The sequence below is a fragment of the Streptomyces sp. NBC_00090 genome (assembly GCF_045160815.1).
Lineage (GTDB): Bacteria > Actinomycetota > Actinomycetes > Streptomycetales > Streptomycetaceae > Streptomyces.
This window is the reverse complement of the sequence record NZ_CP108224.1, coordinates 7674768-7695547: the sequence shown is the minus strand read 5'-3', so window position 1 is coordinate 7695547 and position 20780 is coordinate 7674768. Positions and strand designations below refer to the sequence as shown.

Below are 20780 nucleotides of genomic sequence, written 5' to 3'. Positions count from 1 at the left end.
TCTGGCTGAGGTCGGCGGCGGCGAGGTTGCCTATGTCGCGTTTGACCAGCGACCAGATGCCCTCCTACGGGTTGAGGTCCGGCGCGTAGGTGGGCAGTTGGAAGACGGTGAGCCAGTCGGCGTTCGCGGCGATGAACTCCCGCAGCGGCTTGGTCAGATGGAGGCGCACGTTGTCCCAGACCAGCACGATCGGGCCGCCGAGCTGGATCCGGGCACGGACGATCAGGTCCCGGAAATCGCGCCAGCCGAAGCCCTTCGGCTCGTCCTTGCGGCCCCGATATTCGCGGATGCGGTAGATCAGCCGGGACCGTTCGCCGGGCTTGTAGCAGGTCATGCCCGCCATCGACACCCGGCCGGAGCCCCGGCCGGAACCCCGGCCCCGCATCCTGACGACCGGGGTCCGGCCGATCCGGCCCCAGGTCCTGGCACGCGGCGGCGTCATCGACTGCCCGGCTTCGTCGCTGAGTAGGCCCGGGGCGCGGTGCCGGGATTGCTCCCGGTCCGTTTCCCCGGACCTCTCGCCGAACCCGCCGTGCCTATTACTAGGCAACGGGCTCTCCACGGTCTCTGCCGTCAGGTTGTTGCAGGGGTCCAGGGGGTGGGGATCTTGTTGCCGCGGTAGCGATACCGGGTGACCGGGATCGCGCTGATCTTCCGCAACTCGATCTCGCCCGCGCTGATCGGCCGCCACCGCCCGGTGGGGGTGGTGAGCCGTCTGCGGACGTCCGTCCAGTTCCAGTGATGCCGCTCTTGCAGCAGCCGGATGACTCGCCACCAGACGAGGTTGTCCAGGTTGCTGAAGGTGCGCTTCGCGACGCCATGCCTGAAGTAGTTGGCCCATCCGTGGGTGACCTGGTTGAGGTTCACCAGGACCACGGCCAGATCCTGCTGCGACGCCAGGCTCGTGCCCGCCATGCCCCGCCCCGGAGGTTCCCACCTGCGCCGGGAGCTGAAGGCGTTCCGCAACCCACAGGTGCTGCTCGCGATGGCGATGACCGTGCTCGGCTTCGGCGGTGTCTTCGCCGCGATCACCTACATCGCACCGATGATGACCGAGGTCGCCGGCTACTCCGACGGCGCGGTCACCTGGCTGCTCGTCCTCTTCGGCGTCGGCATGTTCCTCGGCAACCTGCTCGGCGGCCGGTACGCCGACCGCGCGCTGATGCCCCTGCTGTACACCACCCTCGGCGGGCTCGCGATCGTCCTCGCGCTGTTCACCGTGGTCGCCCACGACAAGATCCTCGCCGCGATCGCCATCCTCCTCGTCGGGGCGCTCGGCTTCGCCACGGTGCCGCCGCTGCAGAAGCGCGTCCTCGACCAGGCACACGGCGCGCCGACCCTCGCCTCCGCCGTCAACATCGGCGCCTTCAACCTCGGCAACGCGCTCGCCGCCTGGCTCGGCGGCATCGTCATCACCGCCGGCCTCGGCTACACCTCCCCGAACTGGGTCGGCGCCGCCCTCGCCGCCACCGCTCTCGGCCCCCACCACCCCAAGGAGAAGCCCGATGACCACCACCGCCGCCGCCCTCACCCCGCTGACGACCACCGAGGCCGAGACCCTGATCACCGCCGCCCGCCGCGCCGCCGATCTCGCCGGGGTCACCGTCAGCATCACCGTGCTCGACGCCGGCGGACACCTGCTCGCCTTCCGCCGCGACGACCGGGCGGTGCTGATCTCGGGCGAGACCAGCACCCGCAAGGCGTACACCGCACTCCAGCTCAACGCCCCCACGGCCGACCTGGTCGACCTCGTCAAGCCCGACGGCCCGTTCCACTCGCTGCCCACCGCTCTCGACCGGCCGCTGCTCTTCATCGCCGGCGGTCTGCCGGTCCACCGCGACGGCCGCCTCATCGGCGCCATCGGCGTCGGCGGCGGCGCCCCGGAGCAGGACCACTCCTTCGCCACCGCCGCGCTCGAGGGGCTGTCCCGATGACCCGCACCCGGTAGGAGGTCTTCGCCGACCACGGCACCCGCCTGGGCACCGGCGGCCTCGGCCTGATCAGCCTCGACCACACCGAGAATCTCGACGAACTCAACTGCCCCCGGCACACCGCACTCCCCCGCAGGGCCCCGTTCCGGCCGGACCGCCGGAACGGGGCCCGTCTCCGTCCCGGAAGGAGCGGGTCGGGGGAAGGGAGTCGCGTACCTCGGTGGCCAGGGCCACGGGATCACCGGATCGTGTGACGGGGTATGGGTTGCGCTGCTCGTTCCAGGCGTTCTCCATGGCGTACCAGTCGATCGGGACGGGGGACTGCCCGGTGACGAGTGCCGTGTCGAGGGAGTCGAGGTACTTCGTCCAGCGCACGGCGTAGAAATCGGCCACGAGTCCGGACCATTCACGGTTGGCATAGTCGTGCAGTCCGCCCGCGTCACTGCCGGTGCGGTGTCCCCAGGTGGTCAGGATCGAGCGGGCATCGAACTCGGCCGCGGTTCTCTCCGCCTCCGTCGCGCCCCAGGATCTCGCCTCCTCCAGCCAGGGTCCGAGGAGGAACCGCGTGTCGGTGGCGAGAAGTCGGTCCAGGAGGGCCAGGTCGTTCTTCCATTCGGCCGCCCGCGCGCGGAACAGCGGGATGTCCTTGGCGTCGTGGGCGGCCTTGATCTGGGGAAGCAGGGTGCGGCTGCGGTTGGCGAGGGCCTGGCGGGCGACGTCGACGAGGTCGAAGCGGTAGGCGTCGGTGCTTCTCGGCCCTGGTGCGACCTGGAGCAGCTCGGTCAGTGCCCTCTGTACGGTGGCGGCGTCGTAGCGCATCGATCGGGGACTCCAGCGCGCCGAAGCGACGGCCGTCAGCCGGGGACGCGCGGTGAAGAGGCTGTCCTGGGATTCGCTCCAGGTTCCCGACGGGGTGCTGTACGGGCCGGTACGCAGCAGCTCCCACGCCTTGGAGGCGTGCGGGTCGGCTTCGCCGTATCGTCGTTCGGCGTACTCGGCGAACCACGCCCGGTGATCCAGCGGGCCGGTGCGCCAGGCCAGCTCGGTGAACAGTTCGTAGGCGACCGGGTTTCCGCCGGTGCCTTCCGGCAGGTAGGCGATGCCCTTGAGGGCGCTGTTCGGCTTGGTGCGCCACTGCTCGAAGCGGGTGGCCCAGACGGCCGTGTTGGCTCCGATGGAGGTGTGTCCGCCGAAGTTGGGAATGGTGCCGAACGCGTAGGGCGCGCCCTGCCAGGCGGCCTCCCGGTCGAGTTCGTCGTACCGGTCGGAGAGCCCGTCGACGATGAGCAGCTTGGACTTGTCGACCGCGTCGATGATCTGTGTCGACGGGTTGCTCTGCCAGCCGAGGAGGACCCATGTGGCACCGGGGTGGGCCGTCTGCAGAGCGTGCATGACGGCCTTCCCGGCCTCCCCCAGGGGTACGTCGCCCGCTCGGCCGCCCTCGTGCAGCAGATCCATCTTGTACATGGTCGATTCGCCGAACATCCGACGCTGGTGGCGGTAGAACGCAGCCGCGACCTTGGGAAACACCGCGCTGCGCGGGTCGAGCCAGTCGGGCCGGTCGAAGCCGACCCATCGGCCCTGAGGGACCACCGGTCCGTCGGGATTCCTGGTGGTGAAACCGGGGGGCACCGTGCCGAAGTAGCCGGGCAGCACCGGGGTCATGCCGAGTTCCCGCAGTCGGTCCGCGATCCTGTGGCCCAGAACGGCGCGCTGCTGGAGCAGCTGCCGGGATTCCGGGCCGGCGAAGCCCGACAGGTTCTGCATCAGCCACCACGGCTGGTGTGCCGGCCCGGGGATCCAGGCGCGCAGTTCTTCCGGCGAGTAGCCGTACTCCTGGAACGTCTTGTAGTAGACGGCGTCTGCCCCCATCTGCACGAACACCTCGTTGACACCGCTGAGGGCGAGCAGATCGATCTGTCTTTCGTAGGCGGCCCAGGTGCGGTAGGCGCCGGAGTAGCCGTCGTCGGTGTCGTTGAGCGCGAACCGGTGCGGGACGGAGGCGTCCTTACGGACCGGCTCGGGGGCGGGAAGGATTTCCGGGAGCATCGTGGTGCTGTCGCCGGGCCAACCGATGTCGACCTTCGCCGTGTGCTTGAGGTACCAGTTCACCCCGCTGAGGATCACGGCCGGGCTGGTGCCCTCGACACGTACACGGCCCGCGTGACCGGCGATGGTGAAGTAGTCGCCGGATTCGGGGCGGCTCACCGGTACGAGGGTGAACTGGGAGGCATGGTCCGGCAGAAGCCGTTCGAGGACTGATCTCGCATGGCCGGGAGGGAACGGGGGCGGCCAGGTCGCCGTTGCGGCCGGGAGGGCGAAGGGGGCTCCCAGAAGGGCTGCGACGAGCGCCAGGGCCGCCGCGGAGACGTAGGTCCAGGACCTGGGGCTTCTCACGGATCACCTCGTCCGAAGTGGATGTTGCACGGGGATGGTTCGTTGTCCACCCGGGGCAGACGAACAGGTGTCGGCACCATCCTGGGCAAGCGGCTCCACCGTGGTGGTTCCGCCGCAGCCGGCGAGCTGGGATTCACCGAGTTGGCCTCAAGCGCCCTGCCTGGTGCGTGCGTAGTGGCGGCGAGCACGATCGCGGTTGCCGCAGTCACCGGAGCTGCAGGGCGTCGTGCGGTGGTTCGTCGGCGCATACGAAGGCGTCCAGGACGGTGCCGAGGGCGCTGCGCAGCTCCCGCAGATGAGTCTGCCGCCAGGTGTCGCCCGGAGGGCCGACGAAGCGGCAGGCTGACGCTCAGAACCGTCTTTCACCACCTCACCCAGGGAGTTCGCATGGCGACAGCGACCGAGCACTACGAAGACCTCCTCGCGGACCGGTACACCTGGATGCTCGGCGGCGACATCGCCGCGCTGGCCGAGGAGCAGTCCGCGCTGCTCCGCGGTCTCGGCGTCTCGCCCGACGAGTTCGACGACGCCGTGGCCGTCGACCTCGGCTGTGGGTCCGGCGCCCAGTCCCTGGCGTTGGCCGGCCTCGGCTTCCGCTCCGTCGCGGCCGTCGACACGAGCCGGAAACTCCTCGACGAGCTCGCCCGCCACGCCGGCGACCGGTCACCGGTCCGGACGGTCCACGCCGACATCCTCACGGCGTTGCCGCATGTCGCCGGCCCGGGAACGGCGGGCGTCGTCGTCTGTATGGGAGACACGCTCCCCCATCTCCCCGCCGTGTCCGACGTGGTGACGCTGCTCGGCGAGGTCAGGAACGCCCTCGCGCCCGGCGGCCACCTGGTCATCACGTACCGCGACCTCACCCGGCCGCTCCGGGGAACCGACCGCTTCCTTCCCGTGCGGAGCGACGAGAACCACCTGCTGACCTGCTTCCTCGAGTACCGCGACGAGGAGACCGTCATGGTCCACGACCTGCTCCACACCCGCACGGACGGACAGTGGTCGATGCGGGCGAGCAGTTACCCCAAGCTCCGCATCGGCGCGGAGTGGCTGTCCGCCCGCTGCCGTGCCGCGGGGCTGGAGATCGTCCACGACGCCACGGGCCCCCGGGGCATGCACGTGCTGCACGCCCGTCGACCGTGAACAGACCGCGGCCGGGGACGGCTCGGGCCTGCCGCCACCCCGCGGGTGGACAGGAGCCCTGCCGGTGATCTGCACACCACAGGGCTGAGGAGGGGTACGGCGACGGGGTCGGCCGGACCGGTCACACGCGGCCGCGCAGGGCGGTCGCGTAGGCCTCGTCGGGGTCGAGGCGGCGCAGCTCCTCGGCGATCAGCTCGGCGGTCGTCCGGACCTTGAGGGCGAGGACCCTGCTGGGCTGGCCGGGGATGGCGAGGCGGGCCACCGGGCCCTCCGGCCGGTCGATGCGGATCTCCCCGTCGGGGGTGCCCATGCGGACCGCCGTGACCACCGGGCCGTCCGTGACGATCCGGTCGACGGGCACGCCGAGCCGGACCTCGAACCAGCGGGCGAGGAGTTCGGCGCTGGGGTTCTCCGCCTCGCTCTCGACGGCGGCCGAGGTCACGGTCGCCCGGGCCTGGTCGAGCGACGCGGCGAGCATCGAGCGCCACGGGGTGAGCCGGGTCCACGCGAGGTCCGTGTCGCCGGGGGCGTAGGAGGCGGCCCGGGCCTCCAGAGCGGCGAGCGGGTCCTCGACCGCGTACATGTCGGTGATGCGGCGCTGCGCGAGGACGCCGAGCGGATCCCGGGAGGGGACCTCGGGGGCGTCGACGGGCCACCAGACGACGACCGGCGCATCCGGCAGCAGCAGCGGCAGGACCACGGAGTCGGCGCGGTCGCCGAGCTCGCCGTGGAGGCGGAGCAGGACCGTCTCGCCCGAACCGGCGTCGCTGCCGAGCCGGACCTCGGCGTCGAGCCGCGTCTCCTGCCGCCCGCGGGGCGACCGGGCGTGGCGCTTGATGACCACGAGCGTGCGGGAGGGGTGCTCCCGGGAGGCGTCGTTGGCGGCCCTCACGGCGTCGTAGGCGTTCTCCTCGTCCGTCACGACGAGGAGGGTGAGCACGACACCGACGGCAGGGGTGCCGACGGCCCGGCGGCCCTCCAGGATCGCCTTGTTGATCTTGCTGGAGTTGGTGTCCGTCAGATCGATCTTCATGTCGCGACGCCCGTCCCTTCCTCTGCGGCGAGCCTAACTCTCCTGGAGCGGTGCTTCGTCCGCGGCGGACGCCTGGTCCTGGGCCCGGCGGCCGACCACGGCCGCCGCCGCGAGCGCGGTGCCGATGAAGGCGGTGGCCACCACCCACGGACGGTCGAGGACGTGCCCGGTGGCGTGGTCCAGGGAGTACCGTCCGGCGCCCGCGACACCGATCGCGGCGGCGGTGAAGCCGAGGAAGGCCGGGTACTCGTAGCCGCCGCCCTGCGCGGAGAAGCCCGCCGGGGCGTGGACGGCGACGGCTCCCGTCATGGCGCCGGCCGCGGCGGCGCCGGCCGCCGGGGTGGCGAGACCGAGGGCGAGGAGCACTCCGCCGCCCGCCTCGCCGAGCCCGGCGGCGATCGCGCTCTCCCTGCCCGGCGAGAAGCCCATCGCCTCCATGGCCTTGGTGGTGCCCTCGACGCCGCCGCCGCCGAACCAGCCGAGGAGCTTCTGCGTGCCGTGCGCGGCGAGCACGGCGCCGGTGCCGACCCGCAGCACGAGCAGCCCGAGATCGCGTCGGTTGAGCCTGGGCTGGGACATGGGTGGGGGTCTCCGTAACGTGCGGGAAGCCGGACTCGTACGCCGCCCACTCTCGTCCCGCTCCCCCGGGCGCGCCGCCCGGGACCGCGCCCCCTGCTCCATCGGAGTCATCTTTTGCGGCAATTGTCCTCCGTTGCTTTAGTGAGGGAGCTGTCGCCGTCCCGGGGGCCGTGGCGAGCCGCGCCCCCGGAGCCGGACCGGGGCCGGACCCCGACCGGCCCGAGGGAAGTGGGTACGCATGACCGCCGAGTCCACCGAGACCGCCGCTCTGCGGGAGAAGGTCCGGGCGCTGATGCCCCGGGCGAAGGAGGACCTCACCGCCCTGGTGGCGATGCGTTCCGTCGCCGACCCGCGCCAGTTCCCGCCCGAGGAGTGCGCGAAGGCCGCCGACTTCCTCGTGCGGGCCTTCACCGAGGCGGGCCTCCGCGACATGCGGCGGGTGGCGACCCCGGACGGCACGGACGCGGTGGTGGGCCACGCGCCGGGCCCCGAGGGTGCGCCCACGGTGCTCCTGTACTGCCACTACGACGTCCAGCCTCCGCTGGACGACGCCGCCTGGCGGACCCCGCCCTTCGCACTCACCGAACGCGACGGCCGCTGGTACGGGCGGGGCTCCGCCGACTGCAAGGGCAACATCGCCATGCACCTGACGGCCCTGCGCGCGCTGGGCGGGCCTGAGGGCAAGGGCTTCCCCGTGAACATCAAGTTCGTGGCGGAGGGTTCGGAGGAGCAGGGAACGGGCGGCCTGGAGCAGCTGGTGCCGCTCCAGCCCGACCTCTTCGCCGCCGACACCCTCCTGATCTGCGACACCGGAAACTTCGCGCTCGGACTGCCCACGGCCACCACCTCGCTGCGCGGCCTCACCAACGTGGTCGTCACCGTCTCCACGCTCAAGGGCGAGATGCACTCGGGCATGTTCGGCGGGCCGGCGCCCGACGCGCTCGCCGCGCTCGTACGGATCCTCGACAGCCTCCGCGACGAGGACGGCAACACGGCGGTCAAGGGGCTGCCGGACGACGGCACCTGGGACGGCGTGGAGTATCCGGCCGAGCAGTTCCGGACCGACGTGGGCGTCCTGGACGGAGTGTCCCTCGTCGGCACGGGCTCGGTCGCCGACGAGCTCTGGGCACGGCCCGCGGTCACCGTCCTCGGCATCGACTGCCCGCCCGTCGTGGGCTCCTCGGCCGCGATCCAGGCGAAGGTACGGGCCAGGGTCAGCCTGCGGGTCCCGCCGGGGATCGACGCGGACGACGCGCTCCGCGCCCTCACCGACCATCTGACCTCGGCCGCGCCGTGGGGCGCCCGGGTCGAGGTGGAGGCGGAGAGCGCCGGCCAGCCCTTCCGGGCGCGCACCGACGGCCCGGCCTACCGGGCGCTGGCGGCGGCGCTCCGCGAGGCGTACGGGAAGGAGATGGTCCAGTCGGGCCAGGGCGGGTCGATCCCGCTCTGCAACGTGCTCGCCGACCGGTTCCCGGAGGCGGAGATCGCCCTGATCGGCGTCGAGGAGCCGGGCTGTCTCATCCACGCGCCCAACGAGAGCGTGGACCCCTCCGAGATCGAGCACATGGCGCTGGCCGAGGCGCTGTTCCTGAGCGGCTACGCGACCGCGCGCTGACCGGCGCACCCGAACGGAAAGGACCCGAACCTCCCATGACACAGACTCACGACGGACCGCCGCGGCAGGACGTACCGCCCGGGCCGCTCGGCGTGCTGGCGGGCGCGGCCTGGCAGGCGCTGCTCATCGCCGGGCTCGTCTCGGTGGTCCTGGGCATCATGGTGCTCGTGTGGCCGGACGCCTCCCTGGTCGTGGCCGGCGTGCTCTTCGGCCTCTATCTCCTCTTCAGCGGTGTCATGCAGCTGGTCGCCGCCTTCGGCACGCACGCGACCACCGCGCTTCGGGTCATGGCGTTCATCAGCGGAGCGCTCTCGATCCTGCTCGGTCTGTTCTGCTTCCGGGGTGCGATGCAGTCGATCCTGCTGCTCGCGCTCTGGATCGGCATCAGCTGGCTCTTCCGGGGCATCACCCATACCGTGGCCGCGGCCTCGGACCCGGCGATGCCGGCGCGCGGCTGGCAGATCTTCCTCGGTGTCGTGAGCGCGATCGCCGGTGTGGTGCTGATCGTGTCGCCGCTGGAGTCGGCGGCGGTCCTCACCCTGCTCACCGGGATCTGGCTGGTCGCCGTCGGAGTGGTCGAGGTCGTCACGGCCTTCATGGTCCGCTCGCGCGCCAAGAACCTGCCCCCGGGGGCCTGACGGGACGCACTTCCGCCCGCGCTTCCCACCCCGCCGCGCGCCCGCCGTCCGCCCGATTCCCGGGCGGGCGGCGGGCGCGGTTGACCTGTGCGCTACATTTTGCCGGTCCTTGAACCACCGATCCCCCGCGATCGCAACCTTCCGGAGTCGGCATCCCATGAGCGACATCGTCAACGGCCTCGGCCGGGCCGGCGCCTACGGCGCCCTCGGCGTGGTCCTGCTGATCCTCGGCATCGTGCTCGTGGATCTGCTGACACCCGGGAAGCTCGGTCGGCAGATCTGGGAAGAGCGCAACCGCAACGCCGCGATCCTGCTGAGCTCCGCGCTCCTCGGCATAGGCGGCATCGTCTTCACCTCGATCTGGACGACGTACGACAACTTCGGCAAGGGCCTCGCCTCCACCGCCGCGTTCGGGCTGCTCGGCCTCGTGATGATGGCGGTGGCCTTCCTCGTCGTGGACCTGGTCACCCCGGGCCGCCTCGGCGCCACGCTCGTCGAACCCGAGCCGCACCCGGCGGTGTGGGTCACGGCCTCCTGCAACATCGCGGTCTCGGCGATCGTCTCCGCCTCGATCGCCTGACGTCGTACACAGAGGACGTCGCATACCGAGGACGTCGCACACGGAGGACGCGGCCCGACGGGCCGCGTCCTCTGTGCGTCCGGGCGGGAGTGTCCGCGCGGGAGCGGCGTCCGGAAGCGTCCGGCCGGGACCGTCAGTCCAGCGTCTGGGTCAGTTCGCTGCGCGCCGACGTGTGGACGACGCGGCCGCGCGCTCCGTTGACGATCGACAGGTAGGGCGCGACGTGCCCGCACTCGACGTCCGCGATGATCGGCACGTTCAGCGGCCCGAGCGCGTCGAGCACGGCCTGGTGCTGGGTGAGCGAGTCGGTGCCCGGCGCTTCGGTGCGGCCGACGAGAACCGCGTTCGCCGCGTCGAAGAAGCCGGCCAGCCTCATCCCGTGCAGGTTCCTGCAGATGGCGAAGGCGTCGTCGCCCCCCGCCTCGACATAGACGAGCAGTCCTTCCGGGGACTCGGTCCTCGCGAAGGCCGTCGTGTCGAGATACGGCGTGCCCGCGGCATTGCACAGCATCTCGATACAGCCCCCGACCAGGCGCCCCTCGGCCTCCACGTCCCCGTCGCCGTCCAGCCTCGTCCAGCTGCCGGTCGCGTCGAGCGTGAACTCGCGCACCCCGGGGTCGACGCGGTAGTCGTCCCAGCCGGTGGACCGGTAGCGGTTCGGCGGGTGCTGCGTGAACCGGTGTCCCGGCGGGGCGGCGACGACGTCGAGCCAGGACAGGAGCCCCTCCGGCACACGGTAGGGCGTGTCCATGAGGTTGTTCCCGTGCACGGTCGCCGTCCCGGTGAGGAGGGTCAGCGGCGTGAGGACGGTCGACATGTCGGAGTACCCGACCAGCCAGGTCGGCTCGGCGGCACGCAGTCGGTCCCAGTCGAGCAGCGGCAGCAGGTCGATCGCGGTCTCGCCGCCCCACGGGGGCACCACGGCCCTGATCCCGGGATCCGTCAGCATCGACATCAGCTCGCTCGCGCGGTCGGCGGCGGGGGCGCTGACATGACCGGCACCGTCCATGCAGCTGCCGACCACCACCTCGTACCCGCGGGCCTCCACGTCACGGATCGCCACGTCGAGGCGCGCACGCATCTCCTTCGGCACTCCGCTCGAAGGGGAGGTGATGCCTATACGGTCACCAGGACGCAGGGGGTGCGGGTATCGAATTGGCATGGGCCGGATTCTGACACGCCGCCAGATCGACACGACATCGATTTCCGGTGCGCGCCGGGCGGACGGCTGCCGTCGGATTCGGTTCCGTCCAGGGGGAGTTTTCTCGGTCGCCCCCTCTCACCCTCACGGAGCCATGGGCTCCACCTCCAGGAAGCGGCGACCGCGCGGCCCCCGGTAGAGGAGCGCCTCCCAGCCGAGTCGCGCCAGCGCGGGGACGCACGCCGCGAGCGCCGCCGGCTCCTCCTGTGCGGCCCCGGAGCCCGGCGGGCCCAGCCACTCCACCACCGCGGTGCCGGGCCGGTCCCCCGCCCGGACGCGGTAGCCCGTACCGACCCGTGCGCCCGCGGCGTCCACGGACGAGGGCACGAGCCCGCCGGACTCCAGGGCGAGGGCCACCGCGCGGACCGGCCGCCCCCGCTCCCAGTCGGCGGGCACCGCCGTGGGGTCACCGCCCCGGCCGTTCGTCAGCCGTCTGATCTGGAGCAGTCCGTCGAGGGCCGTCCGTACCTCCCGGGAGCGCTGCTCGGCGTCGGCCGCGGGCGACGGCACGCCGTCGCCCGTGGCCGCCTCGAACGTGCCCCCGCCGCTCGTCGTCGTCATACCGGAAACGGTAGGGGCCGCCACTGACAACAGCCCGACGTGATGCTTTGGCCAAGGGGCCAAAGTCCCGACATTCAGGACTTTCGTCGCGGCATTCCGGACATTCACCCCTGTGACGATGGTCTCTGATGATCATCCGACGTGCCGTCACCTCCGGGCGGCCGGAAGGGCCACATGACCGAGCAGCAGAAGCGGCCCCTGCCCGTCCGAGTGCGCCGTCCCCTGGACGGCATACCGATGGACGACCTCTTCCGGTCGGGCCCCGCGCGGCCGACCGGAACCCTGCCCAGGCCGAACGACCGCCCCGGGGCGACGGAGCCGGGTGAGCGGACCGAGGAGGGCAGGCCGACCGAACAGACGTCCCGTCAGGAGCGAAGGGAGCGGGGGGCGCGGATCGCCGAGGCGGCGCGGACCGCGCCGTCCGCGGGGCCGGTCGCCCTCTCCCGGCGCCCGCCGCCCTCCGATCCCGACCTCGCCGAGCGCCCCGGACCCGCCGTCCCCGGATGGCTCGCCGTGCTCGCCGGTCTGACCGCGCTCGCCGGGGCGGCGGCGACGCTGTGGCGGGCCCGCCCCCTGACCGGCGTTCAGCTGCCGCCCTGGGAGGGGGCCGCGCTCGCCGGCTGCGCCGCCGTCGCCGTCGTCGCCTTCGGCGGCCTGATCCGTGGACGCACCGGCTCCGCCTGGGTGCTCTCCCTCTTCGGCCGCTACCGGGGCAGCGTGCGGCGTACCGGCCTCGCCTGGATCAGCCCCTTCGTCCTGCGCCGCCGGATCGACGTCAGGCTGCGGCACTGGCGCAGCGAGCCGATCGCCGTCGTCGACGCCGAGGGCTCGGCGCTGCGAGTGGTGGTCCTGGTGGTGTGGTCGGTACGGGACACGGCCCGTGCGCTGTTCGCCGTCGACGACCACCTCGGCTATCTCCGCGAGCAGGTGGAGGCGGCCGCCGCGCGGGTGCTGTCGCAACTGCCCGCGGACGCCTTCCGGGGCGGCGCGCCGACCCTGCGGAACGCCGAGGCGGTCGGCGACTCCCTCACCCGGATGCTCGCGGCCGAGTGCCGGCCGGTCGGCATCGCGGTCTTCTCCGCGCAGCCGACCCGTATCGAGTACGCCCCCGAGGTGGCCGCCGCGATGCAGCGACGGCAGGTCGCGGCGCTGGACGCCAAGCACCGGGACTCCGTCCTGACCGGTGTCATCGACGCCGTGGACGACACGGTGACACGGCTGACCACGCGGGGACTCGTCGACCTCGACGACTTCGAACGCCAGGCCCTGGTCAAGGACTTGACCGTGGCCTTCTACACCCGGCGCGGCGGACCGACCCCACAGGATCAGGAGTGACGAGGCTCGTGGACACCCCCGAATTCACCGCACCCGACTTCACCGCGCCCGGGTTCACCGAGGAGATACCCCTCGACTGCCCGTGCGCGGGGTGCGCGGACGCCGCCTCCCGGAGTCGGGCCGCCGGCGGTCGCCGTGGCGGTACGGCCCTGCACGGGGTGCGCGGCGTCGTCGTCGCGACCGTCGGCGCCGTCGCCCTGGCGGGCGCGGGCAGCGGAACGGCGTTCGCCGAACCCGCCCCGGCGCACGCCGGCTGGGACGGCTCGAAGTACTGGTTCCGGAACGCGGCGGGGTACAGCCGCTCGTACGGCTACGAGGTGGTGATCCGTCACCCCGACGGCCGCTACACGCAGTACGCCCATCTCTCGCGGATCGACGTGTCCCCCGGGCAGCGCGTGTCGGCCGGGCAGCGGATCGCGCGGTCGGGGGCGACGGGCCGGGTGACCGGTCCGCACCTGCACTTCGAGGTGCGGACCACGCCGTACTTCGGCTCGGACGTCAACCCGCTGGCCTATCTGCGCGGCCACGGGGTGCCCGTGTAGGGGCGGGGTGTTCAGCCCGCCACGCGCTCGATCCAGGCGGTGAGGTCGGCGACGACCTCGTCCCGGTTGGTCTCGTTGAGGAGCTCGTGGCGGGCGCCCTCGTAGCTGCGGTACGTGAGGTCGGTGAGCCCGGCCTCGCGGTAGCGGGAGACCAGCAGGTCGGAGAGGGCGAGGCGGGCGTTGAGCGGGTCGCGGTCGCCGACGAGCACATAGACCGGCAGGTCGGCCGGGATGCCCCCGGGGGCGGCGAGGCGGCCGGCCGCGGCGCCCATGTCGGCCATCCCCCGGTCGTCGGCGGAGAAGCCGCAGAGCGGGTCGGCGAGGTAGGCGTCGACCTGCTTCTCGTCGCGGCTGAGCCAGTCCGCGTCCGTACGGTTGGGCGCGAAGCCGGCGTTGAAGGCGTCGAAGACCCCGCCGCCCTCGACGCCCGCCTCGGCGGCCTGCCGGGCGGCCTCCGCGAGGCCGGTGAGGAGACCGTCCACGGCCGTGGTGCCGGAGAGGGCGACGCCGTCGACGAGGGCGGCGTGGTCGAGCAGGTACTGCTGGGCGGCGAAGGAGCCCATGCTGTGGCCCAGGAGGATCACCGGCACGCCGGGGTGCCGGTCACGGGCGATCCGGGTGAGTGCGGCGACGTCCTCGACGAGGAGGTTCCAGCCGTTCTCGCCGAAGTGGCCGGCGCCGGCGTGCATGGAGAGGCCGTGGCCCCGGTGGTCACCGGCGTAGACGGCGAAGCCGAGTCCGGCGAGGTGCCCTGCCAGGGGTGCGTGGCGGGCGGCGTGCTCGCCCATGCCGTGCGCGATCTGGACGACACCGCGAGCCTCCCCCTCGGGAAGCCACTCATGGACGTGGATGGCGATGCCGTCCCGTGAGGTGAAGGTGAACATGGCGGCTCCTGACCCCTGGTTCGTGCGCCCGTGCGCCCGTGCGCCTCGGCTCTCCTGACGCCCGCCACCGTAACGACGTTCGACAATGCCGAACAGCGTTACGGTGGAGTGATCCGCGTCTCAGCCGACCGGACGGTTCTCCTTGACGGTGATCCTCCCCTTGCGGATCGTGGCCAGCCGGGGTGCGCGGCGGGCGACGGCGCTGTCGTGGGTGACCATGACGAAGGTCAGCCCGTGCTCCTCGCAGAGCCCTTCGAGCAGGTCCACGATCTCGTCGCGCATCGACTCGTCGAGGTTGCCCGTGGGTTCGTCGGCGAGCAGCACCTTCGGCCGCTTCACCAGGGCGCGGGCGATCGCCACGCGCTGCTGCTGGCCGCCGGAGAGCTCGGACGGCAGGTGCCCGAGGCGCTCGCCGAGCCCGACCGACTCCAGGGCCTCGCCGGCCCGGCTCCGGCGCTCGGCGGCCTTGACTCCGAGCGGGACGAGCGCGGTCTCCACGTTCTCCAGGGCGGTGAGGGTGGGGATGAGGTTGAAGCTCTGGAAGACGAAGCCGATGTTCTGGCCGCGCACGGCCGTCAGCCGACCCTCCGAGAGCTTCGCCAGGTCGGTGCCGTCGAGCAGGACGCTGCCGGAGGTGGGGCGGTCGAGGCCGCCCAACATCTGGAGCAGGGTGGACTTGCCGCCGCCCGTCGGCCCCTGGATGACCAGCCGGTCCCCCTGGCCGATGGTGAGGTCGACCCCGGCGAGGGCCTCGACTCTGGTCCGGCCGCGCCGGTACTGCTTGGTGACGCCGATGAGTTCGTACATGGTGCGACTCCTGTGTGAGGTGGTGCGGTGCGGGCGGTCGGCTACTCGACGCGGCGCAGCGCGTCCGCGGGGCGCAGACGCGAGGCGCGCCACGCGCCGAAGCCGCCCGCGACGAGGCCGCCGCCGAGGGCGAGGAGCACGGCGAGACCGACCGTGGTGAGGCCGACCGGGGCGGTGAGGGCGATGTCCACGGTCTTGCCGACGGCAGTACGGGCTCCGCCGGGGCCACCCGCTCCGCCGCCGAAGACCATTCCGCCGCCGCGACCGCCGAAGCCGCCCGCGCTCGCGCCGAGTTCGGCGGTGAGGGTCGGGCTGACCGCGGTCACCGCGTACGCTCCGGCGAGACCGACCGCGATGCCGAGGGCGCCGCCGACGACTCCGTTGACGAGGGCCTCGCCGACGACCTGGCGGGTGACCCGGCCGCTCGTCCAGCCGAGCGCCTTGAGCGTGCCGAACTCGCGGACCCGGCGGCCGACCGCCGAGGAGGTGAGCAGGCCCGCGACGAGGACGGCGGCGAGGAGCACCGCGTAGGAGAGCCATGTGCCCATGGTGGAGGCGAGGTTCGCGGCGGTGTCCAGGGAGCCGGAGACCGTCTGGGCGAGGTCGGCCGAGGTGGTGACGGTGGTGCCGGTGACGTTCTTCTGGATGGCGGTCTTGACCGCGTCGATCTTCGTCGAGTCGGTCGCCTTCACGTAGATCGTGGTGATCTTGCCCGTGGCGGAGGAGAGCGACTGCGCCTGCTTCAGGGGCAGGTAGACCTGGGCGGCGGACTGGCCGCTGTCGGCGGTCGCGATCCCGACGATCTCGAACGACACGCCCTTGACCGTGAGCTTCGCGCCGACGGCGAGGCCCTCCTGCTGGGCGTAGGCGCTGTCGAGGACGGCGACCTTCGCGTCGGTCTCGGTGGTCTTGAACGTACGGCCCTCGGAGACGGTGGAGGTGGTGAGGGGGCCGAGGTCGGGGGCGGTGACGTCGGTGCCGTAGATCGTGAAGGAGTTGACGTCGAAGGCGGCGCCGCCGCCGGTGACCGTGTCGCCCGGGCCCGATCCGCCACCGGGGCCACCGGTGCCGCCGGTGCCGCCGCCCGGCTGGGCCGGCTGTGCCTCGCCGCGCTGGATCCGGCCGCGCGTGAACTCGCCGTTGATCTTGAGGTTGACGAGGCTCAGACCGCCCACCGCCCGGTCGACGCCCTGCTGCTTCGCGACCGTCGCGACGGTGGAGTCCGCGAGGGTCTGGAAGCCCTGGACCATCAGCCGGTCGCTGCTCTGCCGCTCCGCGCCGTCCTCCTGGCCCTGGAACTCGAACCGGGGCCGCTGCGGCTGCCCGCCCTCCTGGGGCTGCTCCTGGGCCTTGGTCACCGTCAGGTCCGTACCGAGCCCGTACAGGGACTCCAGGACCTTGCCCTGGGCCACCTTCATGCCGGAGGAGACGGAGTTGACGACGATGACCAGCGCGATACCGAGCGCGAGCCCGGAGGCGACGACGAGCGCCGCCTTTCTGCGACGGCGCAGTTCGCGCCGGAGGTAGGTGAAGAACATGGCGCGAAGGTAGGGGCGGCGGGTGATGGCGGGATAAGGCCCGCGTGAGAGCGGGATGAGAGCCCGTCACCTCGTCAGCGGCTTTCCGCTTTCCCGGCGGGCGGAGCCCTCGCGATGGCAGAGTCTGCGCCATGACCGGTACAGGGGGAACGGTGCGGCGGGGCCCGGTGACGGCGCTGCTCGACGCCACCGGGTTGTTCTTCAAGGCGGCGCGGGACGCGTTCCCGGGGGCGGTCGCGGCGGACTGGGCGGAGGCCGCCGCCCTGGACCCCGGGGCGGTCGGTCCGGAAGGAGCCTGGCGGCTGGACTTCCGCTGCTTCGCGGTCGCCGACCCGGACGGCGCGGGCTGGACCCTCGTCGATGCCGGGGTGGGGCCCGCCGAGGGCCCGGGGGCGCCCTGGTGTCCCGTACCGGGTCGACTGCCCGACGTGCTCGCGGATGCCGGGATCGACCGGGCGGACGTCCACACCGTGGTCCTGACGCATCTGCACGAGGACCACACCGGCTGGGCCGCCGACGCCGCCGGACGGCCCTTCTTCCCGCAGGCCCGGTACGTCGTCCAGCGCGCGGAGACCGCCGCGCTCGACCGGGCGGACCCCGTGTGGTCCTGGGTCGTGGAACCCCTACGGGAAGCCGGGCAGTTGCACGAGGTCGACGGCGAGCACCGGCTGCGCCCCGGGGTCACCCTGCTGCCCACGCCGGGGCACACCCCCGGCCATCAGTCCGTACTCGTCGGACGCCCCGGCGGCCGGGACGTCCTGGTCACCGGCGACCTCCTCGTGCACGCCGTACAGCTCGCCAATCCGGCCGTCGCCTACGCCCACGAGCGCGACCCGGCCGCGGCGCGGGCCTCCCGCGAGGAGCTGCTCGCACGGGCCGTCGAGAGCGGGGCGGTGCTCGCGACGGCCCACCTGACCCGGCCGTTCGTCGAACCGCCGGACGCGCTTCGGCTGCCCGGCGGCGTCAGGCGACTGCCTTCGTAGCGCCCGGCGACGTAGTGCCCGGCGGTGTCAGGCGCCCGACGCCGTAGTGCCGGCCGCCGTAGATCCGGTCGCCGTAGCCCCCGGCGGCGTCAGGCACCCGTCGCCGTAGTGCCCGTCGTCGTGGATCCGGCCGTCGTCGTGGCGTACGCCAGTGGGTCGGCCAGGACGTCGTGGAGGACGAGGGCCGCCGCGCCGCGCGCGGCGTCGGTGGCCGGGGAGGCGGGGCGCAGGCGGGCGGCGTCCGGGGTCCAGAGGCCGGAGACCACGCGGGCGGAGAGCTCCTCCGCCACGGCCGGGGCGAGCCAGGACATCAGGCGCGGGTAGATGCCGCCGAGGACGACGGCCTCGGGGTCGAGGAGGTTGACGGCGCCCGACAGTGCGCGGCCGAGCATGCGCCCCGCCTCGGCGAGCGCGGCGAGGGCGCGGGGTTCGCCCGACTCGGCCCGGTGGACGAGCTCCGCGACGTCGGTCGCCGCCGACGCCCGCAGCAGCGCGGCCTGGCCCGCGTACTGCTCCAGGCAGCCGCGCGATCCGCAGCGGCAGCGGTGGCCCTCGGCGTCGACGACCATGTGGCCGATCTCGCCGGCGAAGCCGTGCGCGCCGCGCAGGAGTTCGCCGTGGACGACGATCGCGCCGCCGACGCCGATCTCGCCCGTCAGGTGCAGAAAGGTGCGGAGGTCCCCGAGGGTGCCGAACCACAGCTCGGCGAGGGCCGCCATGTTGGCCTCGTTGTCGGAGGTCAGGGCAAGGCCGGCCGGTCCGCCGGTACCGGGGCGCCGCGCGGCGAGGGCCTCTCCGAAGAGGCGTTCGGCGGCGACCTCGTTCCAGCCGAGATTGGGGGCCTGCCGGACCGTGCCGTCGCAGACGAGTCCGGGGAGGGCGAGCCCCGCTCCGGCCGGTGCCAGCCCCCGTCCGGCCGCCGCGTCGAGCGACTCCGCGGCGATGCGGGCGGCCCGGTCCAGGACCTCGGCGGCGTCGGCCGCCCGGTTGTCGAGCCGTTCGGTGCGCCGGACGCGGTCGGTGCCGGTCAGGTCGACGACGCAGACCGTCACGTAGTCGATGTTGATCTCGACGCCGAGCCCGGCGGCGCCGGTGTCCGCCGGTTTCAGTACGGTGCCCGGCCGCCCCGCCTGGCCGCTGAACGTCTTGCCCGACTCGACGAGGAAACCCAGGTCGAGGAGTTGCTCGACGAGCGAGGAGACGGCGGGCCGGGTGAGTCCGACGCGGGCCGCGACGGCGGCCCGGGTCGTCTCGCCCGCCTCGTGGACGGTCCGCAGGACGAGGCTCAGGTTGTGCCGGCGCACTCCCGACTTGTCGGCCTTGGGTTCCGTGGGCTGGTTCATGGTGAGCGAGAGCCTAGTCGGCCCTTTCGCTCACCCGAAAACAGTTCGGTGACCGAACTCTTCTGCGCTAGCCTCCCCCCATGACGCTTCCGCGCGACTACCGCGGCCAGACCTGCGCCCTCTCCCGCTCGATGGAGATCGTCGGCGAGCGCTGGACGCTGCTCATCCTGCGGGACGCCTTCTACGGGGTCCGCAGGTTCGGGGAGTTCGCGGCGCATCTCGCGGTCCCCCGTGCCGTCCTCACGGACCGGCTCGCCACGCTCGTCGGGGCCGGGGTCCTGGACCGCCGGCCGGAGACCGGTACCGGCCGGCGCGAGGTCTACGCCCTGACGCCCAAGGGGATCGCCCTCTGGCCGGCCGTCCGCGCGCTCACCGCCTGGGGCGAGGAGTTCTACGCGGCCGAGGGCGGCCCGCGTCGCGTCTTCCGGCACGCCGCGGACGAGGCCCCGATCGGCCCGGAGGGGCGCTGCACCGGCTGCGGCGCGACCGTGCCCGTCGGAGACGTCCTGGTCACCCCCGGCCCGGGGCTCCCACCCCCGGCCGAGGACGCCGACCCGGTGACGGCGGCGCTCGCCCGCCCGCACCGGCTGCTCACCCCCCTGCTCACCACCGCGCCCCAGGGGCGCCCCACGAGAGGTCCCCAACGATGAAGATCCTGGTCGTCGGAGCCGGTGCCACCGGTGGCTACTTCGGTGCCCTGCTCGCCCGGGCCGGACAGGACGTCACCTTCCTGGTCCGCCCGGCCCGGGCCGCCGTGCTGCGCGAGCGCGGGCTGCGGGTCGTCGGCCGGGACGAGGAGTGGGTCCTCACGCCGCGGCTCGTCACGGCCGACGAGCTGACCGGCCCGTACGACCTCGTCCTGCTCTCGGTGAAGTCCACCGGGCTCGACCGGGCCGTCGAGGACATCGCGCCGGCCGTCGGCCCCGACACCGCCGTCGTCCCGCTCCTCAACGGCCTCGCCCACATCGACGCCCTCAACACCCGCTTCGGTGCGGCGGCCGTCCTCGGCGGTGTCGCCAAGGTGGTCACCGCCCTCGACGACTCGGGGGACATCCGCCGACTGGCCCCGCTCGCCCACCTGGCCTTCGGCGAGCAGGACGGCACGGTCTCCCCCCGCGTGGAGAAGATCCGGGCCGTCCTCGAAGGGGCGGGGATCGACGCGCCGGTGCCGGAGCGGGTCTTGACCGCGATGTGGCACAAGTGGGTCTTCATCACGACCTTCGGCGCCGTCACGAGCCTGATGCGCGGCACGGTCGGCGAGGTGTACGACGCCCCGGGCGGTTCCGGTCTGGGCCCGGCGGTGCTCGACGAGGCCGCCGCGGTCGCCGCCGCGGCGGGTCACCCCGTACCGGAGGCGGAGCGGGCGGCGACGCTCGCCGTGGTCTCCGCGTCCGGCTCGCCGATGGTCCCGTCGCTCTACCGCGATCTGACGGCGGGGCGACCCACCGAGGTCGAGCACCTCTTCGGCGACCTGACCGCCCGTGCGCGCGACTTCGGTGTGGCGACCCCGCTGCTCGACCTGGCGACCCTGCACCTGCGGATCCACCAGCGCCGGGCCACCGCTACGGCGGCCGCCGGAGCCTGACGAGCGACCGCGTCGGCCTCGGGTCGCGCGCGGTGGATCTGCCGGTGGGCGGGTGGGCCGGTGGGCCGTCCGATGGATCGGCCCG

The 20780-nt window shown here is 73.0% G+C and carries 20 protein-coding genes and 2 pseudogenes; 11 read left to right on the top strand and 11 right to left on the bottom strand.

Features of this window, described 5'->3' with window-relative positions; all coding sequences use genetic code 11:
• Nucleotides 1-64: 64 nt before the first annotated feature.
• Both OG361_RS34290 and OG361_RS34285 read right to left on the bottom strand, forming a co-directional pair.
• On the bottom strand, nucleotides 65-562 hold the full coding sequence (locus tag OG361_RS34290; RefSeq protein ID WP_405859796.1) for a transposase: 498 nt from the start codon (nucleotides 560-562) through the stop codon (nucleotides 65-67).
• A gap of 11 nt (nucleotides 563-573) precedes the next feature.
• Nucleotides 574-915 (bottom strand): group II intron maturase-specific domain-containing protein, encoded by a 342-nt coding sequence (locus OG361_RS34285; protein WP_405859794.1) that lies wholly within the window; start codon nucleotides 913-915, stop codon nucleotides 574-576.
• Here OG361_RS34285 and OG361_RS34280 point away from each other — a divergent pair.
• Nucleotides 896-1477, top strand: a pseudogene (locus OG361_RS34280) (MFS transporter); the annotation flags it as partial. The gene OG361_RS34285 and the pseudogene OG361_RS34280 sit on opposite strands and share 20 nt — an antisense overlap.
• A 28-nt stretch (nucleotides 1478-1505) precedes the next feature.
• Complete coding sequence (locus OG361_RS34275) at nucleotides 1506-1934, top strand: heme-binding protein (RefSeq protein WP_405859792.1); 429 nt, start codon at nucleotides 1506-1508, stop codon at nucleotides 1932-1934.
• Nucleotides 1935-2033: 99 nt separating this feature from the next.
• Here the strand turns inward: OG361_RS34275 and OG361_RS34270 are convergent, their stop codons facing one another.
• Nucleotides 2034-4328 (bottom strand): alpha-N-acetylglucosaminidase, encoded by a 2295-nt coding sequence (locus OG361_RS34270; RefSeq protein WP_405859790.1) that lies wholly within the window; start codon nucleotides 4326-4328, stop codon nucleotides 2034-2036.
• Between the two features lie 387 nt (nucleotides 4329-4715).
• Between OG361_RS34270 and OG361_RS34265 the strand changes: the two genes are divergently transcribed.
• On the top strand, nucleotides 4716-5471 hold the full coding sequence (locus tag OG361_RS34265; RefSeq protein ID WP_405859789.1) for a class I SAM-dependent methyltransferase: 756 nt from the start codon (nucleotides 4716-4718) through the stop codon (nucleotides 5469-5471).
• Between the two features lie 121 nt (nucleotides 5472-5592).
• Here the strand turns inward: OG361_RS34265 and opcA are convergent, their stop codons facing one another.
• Nucleotides 5593-6504, bottom strand: coding sequence for a glucose-6-phosphate dehydrogenase assembly protein OpcA (gene opcA / locus OG361_RS34260; RefSeq protein ID WP_405859787.1), 912 nt, complete (start codon nucleotides 6502-6504; stop codon nucleotides 5593-5595).
• A gap of 33 nt (nucleotides 6505-6537) precedes the next feature.
• The gene (locus OG361_RS34255; protein WP_405859785.1) at nucleotides 6538-7083 is read right to left on the bottom strand and encodes a DoxX family membrane protein; all 546 of its coding nucleotides are present in this window, start codon (nucleotides 7081-7083) and stop codon (nucleotides 6538-6540) included.
• A gap of 238 nt (nucleotides 7084-7321) precedes the next feature.
• On the opposite strand from OG361_RS34255, the gene OG361_RS34250 reads away from it, so the two are divergent.
• The 3 genes from OG361_RS34250 (at nucleotide 7322) to OG361_RS34240 (ending at nucleotide 9916) form a co-directional block, all read left to right on the top strand.
• Nucleotides 7322-8698: a dipeptidase gene (locus OG361_RS34250; protein WP_405859783.1), complete on the top strand. Its 1377-nt coding sequence runs from the start codon at nucleotides 7322-7324 to the stop codon at nucleotides 8696-8698.
• Between the two features lie 35 nt (nucleotides 8699-8733).
• Entirely contained in the window at nucleotides 8734-9336 is a 603-nt protein-coding gene (locus OG361_RS34245) for an HdeD family acid-resistance protein (protein ID WP_405859781.1), read from the top strand.
• Between the two features lie 157 nt (nucleotides 9337-9493).
• Entirely contained in the window at nucleotides 9494-9916 is a 423-nt protein-coding gene (locus tag OG361_RS34240; protein ID WP_405859779.1) for a DUF350 domain-containing protein, read from the top strand.
• 133 nt (nucleotides 9917-10049) lie between these two features.
• Here the strand turns inward: OG361_RS34240 and OG361_RS34235 are convergent, their stop codons facing one another.
• Nucleotides 10050-10997, bottom strand: coding sequence for a S66 peptidase family protein (locus OG361_RS34235; RefSeq protein WP_405859777.1), 948 nt, complete (start codon nucleotides 10995-10997; stop codon nucleotides 10050-10052).
• 204 nt (nucleotides 10998-11201) lie between these two features.
• On the bottom strand, nucleotides 11202-11678 hold the full coding sequence (locus OG361_RS34230; RefSeq protein ID WP_405859775.1) for a hypothetical protein: 477 nt from the start codon (nucleotides 11676-11678) through the stop codon (nucleotides 11202-11204).
• Between the two features lie 174 nt (nucleotides 11679-11852).
• On the opposite strand from OG361_RS34230, the gene OG361_RS34225 reads away from it, so the two are divergent.
• Both OG361_RS34225 and OG361_RS34220 read left to right on the top strand, forming a co-directional pair.
• Nucleotides 11853-13013, top strand: coding sequence for an SPFH domain-containing protein (locus OG361_RS34225; protein ID WP_405859773.1), 1161 nt, complete (start codon nucleotides 11853-11855; stop codon nucleotides 13011-13013).
• Between the two features lie 296 nt (nucleotides 13014-13309).
• Nucleotides 13310-13555, top strand: a pseudogene (locus OG361_RS34220) (M23 family metallopeptidase); the annotation flags it as partial.
• A gap of 11 nt (nucleotides 13556-13566) precedes the next feature.
• Here OG361_RS34220 and OG361_RS34215 read toward each other — a convergent pair.
• From OG361_RS34215 to OG361_RS34205, 3 genes are all read right to left on the bottom strand, one after another.
• Complete coding sequence (locus tag OG361_RS34215; protein WP_405859771.1) at nucleotides 13567-14439, bottom strand: alpha/beta fold hydrolase; 873 nt, start codon at nucleotides 14437-14439, stop codon at nucleotides 13567-13569.
• Nucleotides 14440-14559: 120 nt separating this feature from the next.
• Nucleotides 14560-15246 (bottom strand): ABC transporter ATP-binding protein, encoded by a 687-nt coding sequence (locus OG361_RS34210; RefSeq protein WP_405859769.1) that lies wholly within the window; start codon nucleotides 15244-15246, stop codon nucleotides 14560-14562.
• Between the two features lie 41 nt (nucleotides 15247-15287).
• Nucleotides 15288-16784: an ABC transporter permease gene (locus OG361_RS34205; RefSeq protein WP_405859767.1), complete on the bottom strand. Its 1497-nt coding sequence runs from the start codon at nucleotides 16782-16784 to the stop codon at nucleotides 15288-15290.
• Between the two features lie 131 nt (nucleotides 16785-16915).
• Between OG361_RS34205 and OG361_RS34200 the strand changes: the two genes are divergently transcribed.
• Complete coding sequence (locus OG361_RS34200) at nucleotides 16916-17767, top strand: MBL fold metallo-hydrolase (RefSeq protein ID WP_405859765.1); 852 nt, start codon at nucleotides 16916-16918, stop codon at nucleotides 17765-17767.
• Nucleotides 17768-17856: 89 nt separating this feature from the next.
• Here the strand turns inward: OG361_RS34200 and OG361_RS34195 are convergent, their stop codons facing one another.
• Nucleotides 17857-19110: an ROK family protein gene (locus OG361_RS34195; protein WP_405859764.1), complete on the bottom strand. Its 1254-nt coding sequence runs from the start codon at nucleotides 19108-19110 to the stop codon at nucleotides 17857-17859.
• A gap of 80 nt (nucleotides 19111-19190) precedes the next feature.
• Here OG361_RS34195 and OG361_RS34190 point away from each other — a divergent pair, with 80 nt between their 5' ends.
• Nucleotides 19191-19760: a winged helix-turn-helix transcriptional regulator gene (locus OG361_RS34190; protein ID WP_405859762.1), complete on the top strand. Its 570-nt coding sequence runs from the start codon at nucleotides 19191-19193 to the stop codon at nucleotides 19758-19760.
• Nucleotides 19757-20695: a ketopantoate reductase family protein gene (locus OG361_RS34185; protein WP_405859760.1), complete on the top strand. Its 939-nt coding sequence runs from the start codon at nucleotides 19757-19759 to the stop codon at nucleotides 20693-20695. Before OG361_RS34190 ends, OG361_RS34185 begins: the two co-directional genes overlap by 4 nt.
• Nucleotides 20696-20780 lie beyond the last annotated feature (85 nt).